The sequence below is a fragment of the Halomonas sp. THAF12 genome (assembly GCF_009363675.1).
GTDB classification, from domain to species: domain Bacteria; phylum Pseudomonadota; class Gammaproteobacteria; order Pseudomonadales; family Halomonadaceae; genus Halomonas; species Halomonas smyrnensis.
In genome coordinates, this window is the sequence record NZ_CP045399.1 from 1541602 (window position 1) to 1556469 (window position 14868).

The 14868-nt window shown below is 68.3% G+C and carries 11 protein-coding genes; 8 read left to right on the forward strand and 3 right to left on the reverse strand.

Annotation, left to right across the window (positions count from 1 at the left end; all coding sequences use genetic code 11):
• Positions 1 to 125: 125 nt before the first annotated feature.
• Both topA and FIU88_RS07055 read left to right on the forward strand, forming a co-directional pair.
• Positions 126 to 2765: a type I DNA topoisomerase gene (gene topA / locus FIU88_RS07050; protein ID WP_152478686.1), complete on the forward strand. Its 2640-nt coding sequence runs from the start codon at positions 126 to 128 to the stop codon at positions 2763 to 2765.
• Entirely contained in the window at positions 2762 to 3226 is a 465-nt protein-coding gene (locus tag FIU88_RS07055) for a DUF6586 family protein (RefSeq protein WP_152478687.1), read from the forward strand. The genes topA and FIU88_RS07055 overlap by 4 nt, the downstream gene beginning before the upstream one ends.
• Positions 3227 to 3262: 36 nt before the next feature.
• Here FIU88_RS07055 and FIU88_RS07060 read toward each other — a convergent pair whose 3' ends face one another.
• On the reverse strand, positions 3263 to 3718 hold the full coding sequence (locus tag FIU88_RS07060; protein ID WP_016854572.1) for an ion channel: 456 nt from the start codon (positions 3716 to 3718) through the stop codon (positions 3263 to 3265).
• Between the two features lie 178 nt (positions 3719 to 3896).
• Between FIU88_RS07060 and FIU88_RS07065 the strand changes: the two genes are divergently transcribed.
• From FIU88_RS07065 to FIU88_RS07090, 6 genes are all read left to right on the forward strand, one after another.
• A complete protein-coding gene (locus FIU88_RS07065; protein ID WP_253742784.1) occupies positions 3897 to 4364 on the forward strand; it encodes a 2-hydroxyacyl-CoA dehydratase in 468 nt (155 codons plus the stop codon).
• Positions 4365 to 4575: 211 nt separating this feature from the next.
• Positions 4576 to 5205, forward strand: a complete 630-nt coding sequence (locus FIU88_RS07070; RefSeq protein ID WP_152478688.1) for a murein L,D-transpeptidase family protein — start codon at positions 4576 to 4578, stop codon at positions 5203 to 5205.
• A gap of 178 nt (positions 5206 to 5383) precedes the next feature.
• On the forward strand, positions 5384 to 5647 hold the full coding sequence (locus FIU88_RS07075) for an Lpp/OprI family alanine-zipper lipoprotein (protein ID WP_016854575.1): 264 nt from the start codon (positions 5384 to 5386) through the stop codon (positions 5645 to 5647).
• A 408-nt stretch (positions 5648 to 6055) separates the two neighbouring features.
• Entirely contained in the window at positions 6056 to 7678 is a 1623-nt protein-coding gene (locus tag FIU88_RS07080; protein ID WP_152478689.1) for a collagen-like triple helix repeat-containing protein, read from the forward strand.
• A gap of 370 nt (positions 7679 to 8048) precedes the next feature.
• Entirely contained in the window at positions 8049 to 9701 is a 1653-nt protein-coding gene (locus tag FIU88_RS07085) for a ShlB/FhaC/HecB family hemolysin secretion/activation protein (RefSeq protein ID WP_152478690.1), read from the forward strand.
• 28 nt (positions 9702 to 9729) lie between these two features.
• Positions 9730 to 10056: an EAL domain-containing protein gene (locus FIU88_RS07090; protein WP_152478691.1), complete on the forward strand. Its 327-nt coding sequence runs from the start codon at positions 9730 to 9732 to the stop codon at positions 10054 to 10056.
• A gap of 163 nt (positions 10057 to 10219) precedes the next feature.
• Here the strand turns inward: FIU88_RS07090 and FIU88_RS07095 are convergent, their stop codons facing one another.
• The gene (locus FIU88_RS07095) at positions 10220 to 11275 is read right to left on the reverse strand and encodes a L,D-transpeptidase family protein (RefSeq protein WP_152478692.1); all 1056 of its coding nucleotides are present in this window, start codon (positions 11273 to 11275) and stop codon (positions 10220 to 10222) included.
• Between the two features lie 101 nt (positions 11276 to 11376).
• Complete coding sequence (mfd, locus tag FIU88_RS07100; protein ID WP_152478693.1) at positions 11377 to 14826, reverse strand: transcription-repair coupling factor; 3450 nt, start codon at positions 14824 to 14826, stop codon at positions 11377 to 11379.
• Positions 14827 to 14868 lie beyond the last annotated feature (42 nt).

A 14868-nucleotide genomic window follows, 5' to 3' on the forward strand; every position in this document is an offset into this window, starting at 1 on the left:
CCGGCAATCCCGCGACTGGCGTGTTGGCTGGCGCTGGGGTAGGGTAAGCGCATTTTTCACCCGCCAGCGGGTGGCCGATTCCGTTCGACGCGGGTTTTCCCGCGCCTACAGACGTTTGGAGCACTATGGGCAAGTCTCTGGTCATCGTCGAGTCGCCGGCCAAGGCGAAGACGATCAACAAGTATCTCGGCAACGAGTTCATCGTGAAGTCGAGCGTGGGGCACATTCGTGACCTCCCGACCAGCGGCTCGGGCAAGGCGGCCTCGGATCCCAAGGAGCGTGCCCGGCAGGCCGCGGCGACCCGCAAGATGTCCGCCGAGGAGAAGGCCGAGTATCGCCAGCGCAAGTCCCACGAGCAGCTGATCCGGCGCATGGGCATCGACCCCGAGCATGACTGGGAAGCCAACTACGAGATCCTGCCCGGCAAGGAGAAGGTGGTCGCCGAGCTCAAGAAGCTCGCCGAGAAGGCCGATACCGTCTATCTCGCCACCGACCTGGACCGCGAGGGGGAAGCCATCGCCTGGCACCTTCGCGAGACCATCGGCGGCGACGAGTCGCGCTATCGGCGCGTGGTGTTCAACGAGATCACCAAGAACGCCATCCACGAGGCCTTCGAGGATCCGGGCCAGCTGAACATGCCGCGGGTCGAGGCCCAGCAGGCGCGGCGCTTCCTGGACCGCGTGGTGGGCTTCATGCTCTCGCCGCTGCTGTGGGCCAAGATCGCCCGCGGGCTGTCCGCCGGCCGCGTGCAGTCGGTGGCCATGCGTCTGATCGTCGAGCGCGAGCGCGAGATCCGCGCCTTCGTGCCCGAGGAGTTCTGGGACGTCCACGCCGACCTCAAGCCGGCCGACGATCCCTCGGCCGAGCCGGTGCGCTTCGAGCTGGCGCGCCAGGACGGCAAGGCCTTCCGCCCGACCTCCGAGGCCGAGACCCTGGAGCGCATCGCGGCGCTGCGCCAGGCCGATCTGGCGATCACCTCCCGCGAGGACAAGCCGACCCGCTCCAAGCCCAACGCGCCCTTCATCACCTCGACCCTGCAGCAGGCCGCCAGCGGCCGCCTGGGCTTCTCGGTGAAGAAGACCATGACGCTGGCCCAGCGCCTCTACGAGGCGGGCTATATCACCTACATGCGGACCGACTCCACCAACCTCTCCCGCGAGGCGGTGGACGGCGTACGCGACTTTATTGGCGAGGAATACGGCGAGCGCTACCTGCCCGAGGCGCCCAACCGCTACTCCAGCAAGGAGGGCGCCCAGGAGGCCCACGAGGCGATCCGTCCCTCCGAGGTCACCCGCCGGGCCACCGATCTGGCCGGCATGGAGCGCGACGCCGAGCGTCTCTACGAGCTGATCTGGCGCCAGTTCGTGGCCTGCCAGATGACCCCGGCCGAGTACCTCTCGACCACCCTGACCGTGGCCGCCGACGGCTACGAGCTCAAGGCCAAGGGCCGGGTGCTCAAGTTCGATGGCTACACCCGCGTGATGAAGCCCATGGGCCGCAAGGACGAGGACCAGTCGCTGCCCGATCTGGCCGAGGGCGCGGCGCTGACCCTCGAGTCGCTGGACCCGCAGCAGCACTTCACCAAGCCGCCGGCCCGCTACACCGAGGCCAGCCTGGTCAAGGAGCTGGAGAAGAAGGGCATCGGCCGGCCGTCGACCTACGCGGCGATCATCTCGACCATCCAGGATCGCGGCTACGTGACGCTGGAGAACCGGCGCTTCTATGCCGAGAAGCTCGGCGACATCGTCACCGAGCGGCTCAAGGAGTCGTTCCCGGACCTGATGGACTACTCCTTCACCGCGCGGATGGAGGACAGCCTCGACGAGGTGGCCGAGGGCGAGCGCCGCTGGCGCGAGCTGCTCGACGCCTTCTACGCCGAGTTCCGCGAGGAGCTCGACGAGGCCCAGAGCGAGGAGGGCATGCGCCCCAATCAGCCGGTGCCCACCGACATCGACTGCCCGAGCTGCGGGCGCAAGATGCAGATCCGCACCGCCTCGACGGGCGTGTTCCTGGGCTGCTCCGGCTACAACCTGCCGCCCAAGGAGCGCTGCAAGACCACCATCGATCTGCTGCCCGGCGACGAGGCGGTGGCCGCCGATGCCGACGAGGACGCCGAGACCGATGCGCTGCGCGCCAAGCACCGCTGCCCCAAGTGCGGCACGGCGATGGACAGCTACCTGATCGACGAGGATCGCAAGCTGCACGTCTGCGGCAACAGCCCGGACTGCGACGGCTACGAGGTCGAGCAGGGCAAGTTCCGCATCAAGGGCTACGAAGGCCCGACCATCGAGTGCGACAAGTGCGGCAGCGAGATGCAGCTCAAGTCCGGGCGCTTCGGAAAGTACTTCGGCTGCACCAGCGAGAGCTGCAAGAACACCCGCAAGCTGCTCAAGAACGGCGAGGTCGCGCCGCCCAAGATGGACCCGATCCCGATGCCGGAGCTGGCCTGCCAGAAGGTCGAGGACCACTACGTGCTGCGCGACGGGGCCAGCGGCCTGTTCCTGGCGGCCAGCAAGTTCCCCAAGAACCGCGAGACCCGTCCGCCGCTGGTGATCGAGCTCAAGGCGCACGCCGAGGAGCTGCCGGACAAGTACCGCTACCTGCTCGACGCGCCGGACGCCGATCCCGATGGTCGTCCGGCCCAGATCCGTTTCTCGCGCAAGGCCAAGGCGCAGTTCCTGATGACCGAGGACAACGGCAAGGCCACCGGCTGGAAGGCCACCTTCGACGACGGTCAATGGCAGGTGGAGGACAAGCGCAAGTGACCCCGAGAGCCCGTACCAATCAGCTGCTCTATCAGGCCGAGCTGCTGCTGACGACGTCCGCCGGCGATGACGAGCACGCCGAGGCACGCCGCATGGCCGGGGAAGAGGGGGCGCTGGCGATGCTCGAGCTGGCGCTGGAGTCGTTGCTGCGCGAGGTGACCGAGCATGCCCGCCTGGCGCGTCACGACTGGCGCGAGCTGCTGGCGGCGGACGGTGAGCCGCTGGCCGAGCTCGAGCGTCTGCGCAGCCTGGCTCGGCGACCGGACAGCTGGCTCGCGCGGCTGATCGCCCGCCTCGAGGCGCTGCATGCCAGCGACGGCGTGGCGCGTCGTGCCAGCGGCGCGGCCCAGGGCATCATCGCCGTGGGCAGCGCCGCTGCCCTGGGTGACGAGTTGCACGACGTCCTGGCGGCCGCCAAGCGCGAGATCGGCGACCTGCGTCAGACCAGCGAAGAGTGGTAACGACTGCCGCGGCGAGGCGTGGGATCCTGCCAGCGTCTAGCCGCGGTCGTTCCAGTGCCGCTGCATTTCCAGGAAGGTCAGCGACGCCGACCAGGTGATCAGCATGAAGCCGGTCAGCGACTCGGTGCCCATCAGGAAGCGCAGCGGGCCCTCGGGGAAGACGTCGCCGTAGCCGAGCGTGGTGAAGGTGATCGCCGAGAGATAGATGTAGTCCAGCCCGTTTTCCATTGGCGTCGTGCCGGCCACGGTGGCCGTCGTGGCGTCCGTCAGCCACCAGGCCGCCAGGCCGAACAGCCAGATTTCCAGCACGTGGGCGGCCAGCAGGCCGTACATCAGCCCCAGGAAGCGCCGCCGCCGCGACGGCGAGGTGCGCCGCATCATCCGGCTCAGCACGCTCGACGCCTCGAAGTGCAGCAGCACGCAGGCCGCCACCACCACCAGGGTGGTGCCCGCCACCAGCAGGTGACCCCTGTCCAGCAACAGCTCGATCAATGGCCGCTCCTCGAATATGCATGGCCGGTGGCGCGCTGACCGGTTGTCCGCGACGGCCGGGCTCGATGCGTCCGAATGACGTGCATCAAGCCGGCATGGTGCCCGTGTCGACTAGGATATCAGCAGCGGGAGCATGAAAACGGGATTCCCGCGGTCATCGTGTCTCTGGGGGTGTGCCATGCGTTTTCATCAGGTCAGAGAGTTGGTGCGTTGGGCGGCGGACTATCACGGTCGGCTCGATGAGGCCTACGCCGGGTGGGCCGCGCAGGAGGGTGTCGGCGAACGCCGACGGATGGCGCTGGACTATCTCGCCGAACACGAGCGTCGCATGCAGCGCGAGCTCGAGGCCTTCTTCGCCGGAGGCAGCGAGCATCGGCGCGTGCTCGATGCCTGGTTCGATGATCCCGAGGAGTTCCCTCATGCGCCGGTGCTCGAGCGCCTGCCCGAAGGTGATGACGGCGAGGGTGTGGAGACGGTGCTGTCGACGGCGCTGACGATGCATCGCACGCTGCAGGATCTCTATCGGCACCGCGTGGAGCGCGCCGGCAGCGACCCGGAGAGGGAGTTCTTCGAGGCACTGGTGCAGGCCGAAGACGCCGAGGTGAGGCGCCTGGTGCGGGATATCCAGCGGCTGGAAGCCTACTGAATCCGCCACTGTTTCGGCCGTGTCGAGTGCAGGGGTTTCGGTTGTCGCCAGGGGGTGACAAGTCGGCCGGCGAAGGGAGGCGTCGGCCGCCTCATCCTGGCATCGAACGGCTTCGGTGGCAGGAAGAGGTCGGGCGTGACGGTTGTCGCCTGACATCGGTGCCCAGATGCGATATAACGGCTTCCTCGTTTTCCGGCTACCGGCTTTCCCCATGACGCAACACCGAGAAGAGCGGCTCCGTCTGAGCAGGCGGCGTTTCGGCCTGCTGGCATTGAGTCTGCCATTCTGGTCGGCCTCCGCCCCGGCGGCCACGCTGATGAGCGACCTGCTGGCGCGGGCCAGCACGCCGCGCGCCCCCGATGAGCTGTGGGTGCTGGTCGATGACCATGAGGCTCGCCTGAGCGTCTTCCGCGGGGACCGGATGGTGGAGCGCTTCTCGCCGATCTCCCTCGGTCGCGGTGGGGCCCGAGCGGAGCGTACCCGGGGCGATCGCGCGACGCCGCTGGGCGAATTTCGCGTCACGCGTTTCAATTATCAGAGCAAGTACCGCACCTTCGTCGGGCTGGATTACCCCACGCCGACGCATGCCCGCATGGCGCTGAATGCCGGGGTCTACAGCCAGCAGGACTACGACGACTACTTCAGCTACTATCGTCGCCATGGCGCGCCGCCGCAGGATACGGTGCTGGGCGGCTACATCGGCATCCACGGCATCGGCGTGGCCGACCCCGAGATTCATCGACGCTTTCACTGGACCGATGGCTGTGTCGCGGTCACCGATCGGCAGATCGATACCCTGTCGTCGATGATCGACATTGGCACGCGGGTCGTCATCCGCTAGTCTTTATATGCGCTAAGGACGTTCTAGCCGGTGGACGTGTGCTGTCGTGAAAAACGCCCAGCATTTGACGTCTCCGGTTCGCAGCAGGCATTGTTGCTGCATTAGAACCTGCGATAGCAGGACGCCTGGTTGTCAGGCATCACCAACGCAGTACCAAGGAAGACTCAAGGAGAACACCATGACTCTGAAGACTACTCTCAAGCTGTCCGCCGCTGCCGCCTCTCTCGCCGTTCTGGCCGGTTGCGCCTCTTCCAGCGCCCTGGAAGAAGTTCGCACCACTGCCGAATCCGCACAGGCCGACGCCGCGGAAGCTCGCAGCATCGCGACCCAGGCGCAGAACACCGCCAACCAGGCTCAGCGCGACGCTCAAGCGGCTCTGCAGATGTCCCAGCAGAACCGTGAAGAGATGAACCGCATGTTCGAGCGTTCCATGCGCAAGTAAGTCGGTAGCGGCTGGCCAGGCCTGCTCGCCTGGTGATGCCATACCCCGGGCCACCCCTCGCGAGAGGGGTGGCTTTTTTTGTGTCTCTGGCACAGCGGCAGGACATCACGCCGGGAGTGCCACCCAGGCGCCCGACGACGCCGGCCGGGCCGGGGTGTCGCTCTTGTCGCGCCCCTGGTGGCGTTCATGGCCATGATGCGTGTAGGAAATATCATGCAATCCGCGTAATCAATGCTGCCGATTGATGTAATACTATATATTTTTCAGACGCTTACGTATTGATATAAGAGAATTTAGGTGGTATGAAAAACCCTCGTTCCTTCATACGTTTACGAGAGTGATGCATTCGTCGGGTATCGCCCCTCCGCCCGATGGATGATGGCTCCAGAAAAAAAGATGAGGAACGTGATGATGGCAGGGAACACGGAATTCAGGACACGTATCTTTCCGCTGACGGCGCTGGTGCTGGCGATCTCGCTGGCCGGCTGTAGCGGCAGCTCGGACATTTCTCAGCCGCTCGATGGCGGCAACGGTGGCATGGAGTCCGGTGATGGCTCCGGCGACGGCGATGGTTCCGGCGGCGGCGATGGCTCCGACGACGGTGATGGCTCCGGCGGCGGTGGAGATGGCGCCGGTGATACCGCTTCCAGCACCGAGCGAGTGCTGCAGGATGTCGCCGGCGCCTCGGGTGCGGTGGGCAGCACCGTCACGACGCTGGGGGGCAAGATCCAGCAGGTGGATGCTCCGGTGGTCAGCGGCGTGACCGACGGTGCCGGCCAGGTCGTCCAGGACCTTGGCGGTGGTGTCGACAGCTTGGCCACGGGGCTGCGTGACGGGCTTGGCAACCTCAGCGAGAACGACAATGCCCTGGGCACGACGCTGGGCGGTGCGACGGGGCTGGTATCCCAGACCGGCAAGGCCGTCAGCAGCACGGGCGGTATCGTCGAGGGGCTGGGTTCCCTGCCGGTGCTGATGCAGGTGGAAGATGGCACCGGGGTGCTCGCCAGCGCGGGCGGCACGGTCGACCAGCTCGGCGCCACGATCACCGCGGTGGGCGATCGCCTGACCTTCACGCTGACCGACGAAGACGGCCACCTGTCGGGCCTGACGAGTGAGCTGACCGGTGTGGTCAGGCCGCTGGTCGTGAACCTGGAAGGGACCACCCAGCGCCTCGGTGACGCCCTGGTCGTTGGCCCCGTGGGCAGTCGCCTGCTGGCCAAGACCGGTGGTGCCGTCGTCCTGCTGGGCGAGCGTCTGGGAGACGACGTGAGGCTCGCGGGCGTCGGCGACCTGGTGACTTCCACCGGTCAGCTGGTGGCCGATGCCGGCGGCCTGCTGTCCACGAATGGTGGTGATGGCAGCCTGCTGGGAAGCGGTGGTGGTCTGCTGGGTGGCGTGACCGGCGGCCTGCTGGTCGGTGGCGACGGCGAGGTCGTCGGCGACGATAACCTGCTGTCGGGTTCCCTGTCTTCCGGTGGCGGCCTCCTTGGCGGCGATGGTGGCCTGCTGGGTGGCTTGGCCGGCGGCGATGGTGGCCTGCTGGGCGGCCTGGCCGGCGGCGATGGTGGCCTGCTGGGCGGCCTGGCCGGTGGCGAAGGTGGTCTCCTGGGGGGCGACGGTGGCCTGCTGGGCGGCGTGGCCGGCGGCGAAGATGGCCTCCTGGGAGGCGACGGTGGGCTGCTGAGCGGCGTGACCGATGGCCTGCTGGGTGGCGACGCGGGTCTGCTCGGTGGCGGCGATAGCGGCGGCCTGCTGGGTGGTGGCTCGGGGCTTCTCGGCGGCGGCGATGACGGCGGCAGCCTGGGCGGTGCCGGCGGACTCCTCAGTGGCGTCTCGGATACCGTGGATGGCGTGACCGATGCCGTCGATGGTGTGACCGGCGGTGCCCTGCAGGGTGTGACCGGCACGGTGGACGACGTGGCGAGCGGCCTGCTGGGCGGCTCTTCGTCCGATGGCGATGATGCCGGCGCCGATGGTGGCGGTGGTCTCCTCGGTGGCCTGCTGGGCGGAGGCCTGCTCGGTAAGCGCTGAGGGCGATGGCGCCACGCGTGTAACAGGGCCCGGCAAACGCCGGGCCCTTCGTCGTGTGTGCGTCCCGAGGTCCGCAGTGGCCGGTATGGCAGCCCTTTGTATTAGATTTTAATAATCTTGGGTTGTCATCGAGTGCGGAATTTGTACTAATCAGTTTCAGACTTCGGCATGTAACGCTGGGATAAAGCCGTGCAGCCGATGCGCCTAACGCTCACGCGATAATGATGCGAAGGCGCTTTAGGAACTGAATAAAACGCAGGGAAAAAACATGATGCCAAGGTTGGGCGCGACGCGCGTGCGGCAGAGTCTTGTGCCACTGACCGCGATGACGGTCGTTTCGTTGTTGTCGGGGGCGGCGCAGGCCAATGATGTGCCATCGGTCATCGACGAGCGTCAGCCGACGCTGACACCGCCGGTGCAGGATGCGCTGGAGCAGCAGGGAGCGGGCGGGGCAGAGATCAGCCTGCCCGGTGCCGCCGGGGCGATCGGCCCCGAGACTCGGGTGCCGGTGGAGCGCGTGCAGATTCGCGGCGGCAGTGTGTTCGAACTCGATGCCCTGAGTGCCCCCCTCCAGCCGCTCGTCGGGCAGCGCGTGAGTGTCGAGCGACTGGTCGAGGCCGTGGAAGCGATCTCGCGGCGCTACCAGGACGCCGGTTACCCCCTTTCCTATGCCTACCTGCCCAGCAACAACTTCCAGAACGGCACGCTGACCGTCGTGGTGGTCGAGGGCTATATCGCCCGCACCGAGATCGCCGTGGAGGATACGGCGGTGGCCCAGCGAGTCCGTCGGCTGGCCGAGCGGATGCGCGAGGAGCGCCCGCTGACGCGTGCGACCTTCGAGCGCTATACGGCGCTGATCGAGCGCATCCCGGGGGCGAGCCTGGCGGTCAAGGCGCCGGTGCCGCGCACCCCGTCCGGTGCAACCACCCTGCGTGTGGAGCAGCGCGACAGCGACCGCATCGACGCCGGCGTGACGCTCGGCGGTGGCGACAAGAACGATACCCAGGCGGTCGGCAACCTGGCCCTGCACAGCCATACGCCCTACGCGGAAACGCTCTCGTTCGCCTACCTGATGCCGGTCGACAACGAGGATACCTTCTATGCCGCCCAGTACCGCCAGGCGCTCGGTACCGACGGCCTGCGCCTGACCCTGAGCGCCCAGCGCTTCGAGGGCGACGAGGAAGACCCGGTTCTGGTGAGCGGGCGGCCCTACGAGGTCGACCAGGAAAAGACGCGCGATCGCTATCGTCTGGGACTCGACTATCCGCTGCTGCTGGAGCGCAATCGCCGCTGGAGCGTCGAGGCCAACGTCGAGCATCTCGACGAAACGGCCGACTATCGTTATCGCTCCGACCTGGGGCCGGAGCTGCGCGCCCGGCAGGATCTGAGTTACTCGACGCTGGAGCTGGGGACCCATTACCGCCAGGGTAATGCCAACCGTCGCCTCGAGGTGCGTGGCGAGCTGCGTCAGGGTGTCGATCTGGGAGAGGCCGGGACCACTACCGAGATCCGCAATGTGGTCAATGGCGTCTCGGTGGCGGCCAACGGCCAGGAAGAACTCGAATACACGCGCGTCGAGCTCAACGGGCGCTGGCTGGAGGCGCTGACGCCGAACTGGCGGCTGTCGACGCGCGTGGCCGGTTTCTGGTCGGACGACCGGCTGCCGGCGCCGGAGCGCGGCCAGTACGGTGGCGGCCGCTTTGCGCGCGGCTACGACGATGGCGAAGCCGAGGGCGAGCGTGGCTACGCCGGCGAGATCGAACTGCGCTACCGCCACGCACTGGGCGCGTCCTGGGCCTCGCATGTGTCGCCCTACCTGGTCATGGACGGCGCCCACACCGAGTTCAACGACAGCGATCTGGAATACGACCTGGCCTCGGTGGCCGGCGGCGTCGAGCTGAGCCGCGGTAGCATGTACCGCCTGGGGCTCGAGTATGCCTACCCCGTCGGCGATCTCCCCGCCGAGGACGCCTCCCGGGAAGGGCGGGTCAATGCGCGCCTGAGCTGGGACTTCGGCGGCTGACGGGCATGGCCTGCATCATCAGCTGCCGGTGAGTCGGTCGCTACTGACGCGACTGGTGCTGGAGTCGCGGCTCATGCGCGGCGTGCCCGCGGATCAGGCGTCGATCCTGCTGATCAAGAGCCTGCGCGACATGGTCAAGCTGGCGGGGCGCCATATCACCGTGACCGGGGTCACCACCTCGGACCAGCTGGTGGCCATTCGCGGCATGAACTTCGTTTCGGTGCAGGGGCCACTGTTCGGTGAGCCGCAGCCGGTGGAGGCCCTGGTGGAGCGCCTGGCGGCCGGCGAATCGGCGCGAGCGGGCCGCGCGGACGATCCGTCCCTCAAGGGCGCGGTCGAGCCTGACGGCGCATGACAGTGAGGGGCCAAGAGAAGAAGGCGGTATCGCGTGTCGCGACGACGCGATGAGAGCGCCGTCGGCGTCCGGTGGCGGAGTGCTCGCTCTGCGGGAGGCTCCTGCGTGACACGAAAGGGCCCGGCAATCGCCGGGCCCTCGGGGTGCTGCGGCCGGTCTCGAATCAGCCTTGTGAGGCCTCGTCTTCATCGGCATCGTCGGTGGCGGCGATCAGCTGCAGCTGCTCGTAGAACCGCGGCGCAGGCTCGGGCTCGGGGGGCGTCTCGAGCGCCACGGGCATGCCGCCCGGCACTTCCACGACCTCGCGCAGCCGCGAGTAATCCACCGCGTAGTCGAGCCCCTCGGTGCTGGCGTCGACCTCATCCAGGGCCTCGGTGACGCGCTGGATGGTGGTGCCCTGCTTCTCGTCCAGGTAGGGGTAGGCCTGGACGTAGAGGGTGCCGTCGGACCAGCCCAGCTTGAAGCTCTCGTTGATGATGCGCACCTGGGTGCCCACCGAGACCTGGTCGAACAGGGTCTCCACGTCCTCGGGCAGCATGCGCACGCAGCCATGGGAGACCCGCATGCCCACGCCCTCCGGCTTGTTGGTGCCGTGGATCAGGTAGCCCGGAATGCCGAGGCGCATCTTGCGCGTGCCCAGCGGGTTGTCGGGGCCGGCGGGTACGACGCTCGGCAGCGGGTCGCCGGCCTCGGCGTGTTCCCGGCGGATCGATGCCGGCGGGTACCAGGCCGGATTGCGGACCATCTGGGTGATGGTGGTGTTGCCCAGCGGGGTCTCCCAGTCCTGGCGGCCCACGCCGAGCGGGTAGGTCTGGACGATGCGCGGTTCGCCATCCTCGGCCGGGGGGTAGTAGTAGAGCCGCATCTCGGCAACGTTGATCACGATGTCGTTACGCGGGACGTCGGGCAGGATGAACTGGCCGGGGATCGTCACCTCGGTGCCTTCGCCGGGATACCACACGCTGACGTCGGGGTTGGCCCGGACCATGGCGCGATAGCCGATGCCGTGCTCGTGGCCGATGTCGATCAGGGTGTCTTCTTTCTCGGCCTCGATGGTGTAGACCTCGCCGACCAGGTCGCCTTCCTCGGGCAGGTAGTAGTAGCCGCGGGGCAGGTCCTCGCTGGCCTGCAGCGGGGCGGCGAGGGCGGTGGTCAGCCCGACCAGCAGGGTCGTGCGGGCCACGGTGCTGCGCAGGGGTGAAGGGATCATCTTGGTCATGTCTCGAATCGGGGGCGTCAGGGGGCGCTACGCTCGCGCGGAGCGGCCATGTCGTTAGAGTGCCCGAGGTGGCGACGGTTCGCCAGTCGCCACCGCGGACTTCAGGCGGCTTCGGCCTTGCGGTTGAAGTGGTCGAGCAGCGCCTCGACCTCCGAGAAGCGCGCGTCCTCGCCTTCCATGTCGGCCTCGAAGCGCAGGGTGTCGGCGCCCTCGAGGCGATAGCGATCGGGCTGGCGCTGGATCAGCTCCACCAGGATCAGCGGGTCGACGCCGGTGTGGCCGGCGAAGATCACTCGGCCCTTCTCGGGGCCGGCCTCGAGGCGGGCGATACCCAGCCGCTCGGCGCGCTGGCGCAGGCGGGTCTGGCGCAGCAGGGTCTTGACCGGCGCCGGCAGCAGGCCGAAGCGGTCGATCATCTCCACCTGCAGTTCCTTGAGCTCGGCCTCGGTCTCGGCGCCGGCGATGCGCTTGTACATCACCAGGCGCTGCTGGACGTCGTGGAGGTAGTCGTCCGGGATCAGCGCCGGCAGGTTGAGGCTGACCTCGACGCCCTCGTCGAGCGGGGCCTCGATGTTGGGCGTCTTGCCCTCGCGGATGGCCTTCACGGCGCGGTCGAGCATCTGCATGTAGAGGCTGTAGCCGAGCGCCTCCATCTGGCCGCTCTGTTCCTCGCCGAGCAGCTCGCCGGCGCCGCGGATCTCCATGTCGTGGCTGGCCAGGGTGAAGCCGGCGCCCAGGTCCTCGGCCTGGCCGATGGCCTCCAGGCGCTTGACCGCATCGCGGCTCATGGCCCGCGGCGGCGGGGCCAGCAGGTAGGCATAGGCCTGGTGGTGGCTGCGCCCGACCCGACCGCGCAGCTGGTGCAGCTGGGCCAGGCCGAACTTGTCGGCACGCTCGATGACGATGGTGTTGGCGCTGGGCACGTCGATGCCGGTCTCGATGATGGTCGAGCACACCAGCACATTGAAGCGCTTGTGGTAGAAGTCCGACATCACCCGCTCCAGGGCGCGCTCGGGCAGCTGGCCGTGGGCCACGCCGACCCGCGCTTCCGGCACCAGCTCGCGGATCGTCTCCGCGGCGGTCTCGATGGTCTTGACCTCGTTGTGCAGGAAGTAGACCTGGCCGCCGCGCAGGATCTCGCGCAGGATCGCCTCCTTGATCACCGCCTCGTCGCGCTGCTGGACGAAGGTCTTCACCGACAGCCGGCGGGCGGGCGGGGTGGCGATGATCGAAAGGTCGCGGATGCCGCTCATGGCCATGTTGAGCGTGCGCGGAATCGGCGTGGCGGTGAGCGTGAGGATGTCGACCTCGGCGCGCAGGCCCTTGAGGCGCTCCTTCTGGGCGACGCCGAAGCGATGCTCCTCGTCGATGATCAGCAGGCCCATCTTGGGGAAGCGCATCGACTTGGACAGCAGCTTGTGGGTGCCGATGACGATGTCGGCCTGGCCTTCCTCGATGCGCTTGGCGGTCGCGCTCTGGCCCTGGCCGCCGGTGAAGCGCGAGACCAGCTCGATGTTGACCGCGGTGTCGGCGAAGCGGTCGCGGAAGTTCTCATAGTGCTGGCGGGCGAGCAGGGTGGTGGGCACCAGCACGACGACCTGCTGGCCGGAGTGCACCGCCAGGAAGGCGGCGCGCATCGCCACCTCGGTCTTGCCGAAGCCGACGTCGCCGCAGACCACGCGGTCCATGGGCCTTGGGGCGGTCATGTCGCCGACCACCGCCTCGATGGCGGCGCGCTGGTCGGGGGTCTCCTCGAAGGGGAAGCTGGCGGCGAAGCGGGCGTACTCGGCGTCCGGTGCCTCGCAGGCGAAGCCTTCCCGGGCCTCGCGGCGGGCGTAGACGTCGAGCAGTTCGGCGGCGGTGTCGCGGATGCGCTCGGCGGCCTTCTTCTTGGCCTTGTCCCACTGCTCGGAGCCGAGCCGGTGCAGCGGCGCCAGCTCGTCGTCGACGCCGGCGTAGCGCGAGATCAGATGCAGGCTGTCCACCGGCACGTACAGCTTGGCGCCGTCGGCGTATTCCAGGGTGACGAATTCCGCCGCCTGGCCGCCGGCCTCCAGCGTCTCCAGGCCACGATAGCGGCCGACGCCGTGGGCCTGATGGACCACCGGGGCGCCGGGCTTGAGCTCGGCCAGGTGACGGATCGCCAGCTCGTTGTCGTCGGTGGCCCTTTCACGGCGGCGGCTCTGGCGCACCACCTCGCCGTAGAGCTCGGTCTCGCCGATCACGGCGATATCCGGCGCCTCCAGCCACAGGCCGGCGTCGATGGTGCCCTCGGTGATGGCGGTGCGTGACTCGCCGTCGAGGAAGGCCGTGAAGTCGTCGACGTGGGGCAGGGGCAGGTTCAGCGGCGCGAGCGTTTCCTCGAGCGCCTCGCGGCGGCCGCGGGACTCGGCGACGAACAGCACCCGGGTGGCGTCGTGCTCGGCGAGGAAGTCCTCGAGCTCGGCCAGCGGGCGCTTGGCGCGGGCGTTGACCGGCAGGTTCGGCGCCGGCCGCGCCGCCGGCGCCAGGGCATGGCGGTGCTCGGCGTCGTCGGTGAGCTCGACCCGCGGATGGCGCTTGATGGCGCCGAACGCCTCGGCCACCGGCACGAAGGCGCGATGGGGCGGCAGCAGCGGCCGCGTCGGGTCGACGCCGAGGTTCTCATAGCGGCTCTCGATGGCCGCCCAATGGTGTTCGGCGGCCTCGAACACGCCGGGCAGCAGCGCGATACGAGTGCTCTCGGCCAGGTGCTCGAACAGCGTCGCCGTCTCGTCGAAGAACAGCGGCAGGTACTGCTCCAGGCCGGGGGAGGGGATGCCCTTGAGGGCATCGACGTAGAGCGGGCACTGGCGCGGGTCGACGTCGAACAGCGTCTCGAAGCCCTCGCGGAAGCAGGCGATGGCGCCGCGGGACAGCGAGTACTCGTGGGCGGGCAGCAGCTCGATGCGCTCGACCCTGTCGGCGCTGCGCTGGGTATCGGGATCGAAGTGGCGCAGGGTGTCGATCTCGTCGTCGAACAGGTCGATGCGCAGCGGCGCATCGTAGCCCATCGGGAAGAGGTCGATCAGCGCGCCGCGCAGCGCATATTCGCCGGGCTCGAAGACGGTCTCCACGGCGCGGTAGCCGGCGCGCGACAGGCGGTCGCGGAAGCCCTCGCGGTCCAGCGTGGTCCCCACCTCGAGCGTCATCACCCGGCCGGCGATGTAGTCCACCGGCGGCAGGCGCTGCATCAGGGTGTTGATCGGCACCAGCACGATGCCGTGCTCGCCGTCCTGCAGGCGGCGCAGGGTGCGCAGTCGGGCCGAGACGATGTCCTGGTGGGGCGAGAAGCTGTCGTAGGGCAGCGTCTCCCAGTCGGGGAAGGGCAGCACCGGCAGCCGTGAATAGAAGGCCAGGTCGTCTTCCAGGCGCTGGGCGGCGGCGGTGTCGGCGGTGACCACCAGCAGCGGCGCGTCTTCGGCGAGGTGCGCCAGGGCCAGGGCGGTCGCGCTGCCGGGAGGCGTCTGCCAGTAGAGGGTGTCGCGCAGGCCCGTGGGGCGAGGCGGGTCGAGAGGCGAGAAGGTCGGCATGGGCGTCGCTTGCGTCGTGTCCAATGGGTGACTGGGGGCATC

Excerpts from the sequence above, each read along its gene's own strand:
- topA (WP_152478686.1), top strand. The coding sequence starts at position 126 with ATGGGCAAGTCTCTGGTCATCGTCGAGTCGCCGGCCAAGGCGAAGACG.
- FIU88_RS07065 (WP_253742784.1), top strand. The coding sequence starts at position 3,897 with ATGCGTTTTCATCAGGTCAGAGAGTTGGTGCGTTGGGCGGCGGACTAT.
- FIU88_RS07070 (WP_152478688.1), top strand. The coding sequence starts at position 4,576 with ATGACGCAACACCGAGAAGAGCGGCTCCGTCTGAGCAGGCGGCGTTTC.
- FIU88_RS07075 (WP_016854575.1), top strand. The coding sequence starts at position 5,384 with ATGACTCTGAAGACTACTCTCAAGCTGTCCGCCGCTGCCGCCTCTCTC.
- FIU88_RS07080 (WP_152478689.1), top strand. The coding sequence starts at position 6,056 with ATGATGGCAGGGAACACGGAATTCAGGACACGTATCTTTCCGCTGACG.
- FIU88_RS07095 (WP_152478692.1), bottom strand. The coding sequence starts at position 11,275 with ATGACCAAGATGATCCCTTCACCCCTGCGCAGCACCGTGGCCCGCACG.
- mfd (WP_152478693.1), bottom strand. The coding sequence starts at position 14,826 with ATGCCGACCTTCTCGCCTCTCGACCCGCCTCGCCCCACGGGCCTGCGC.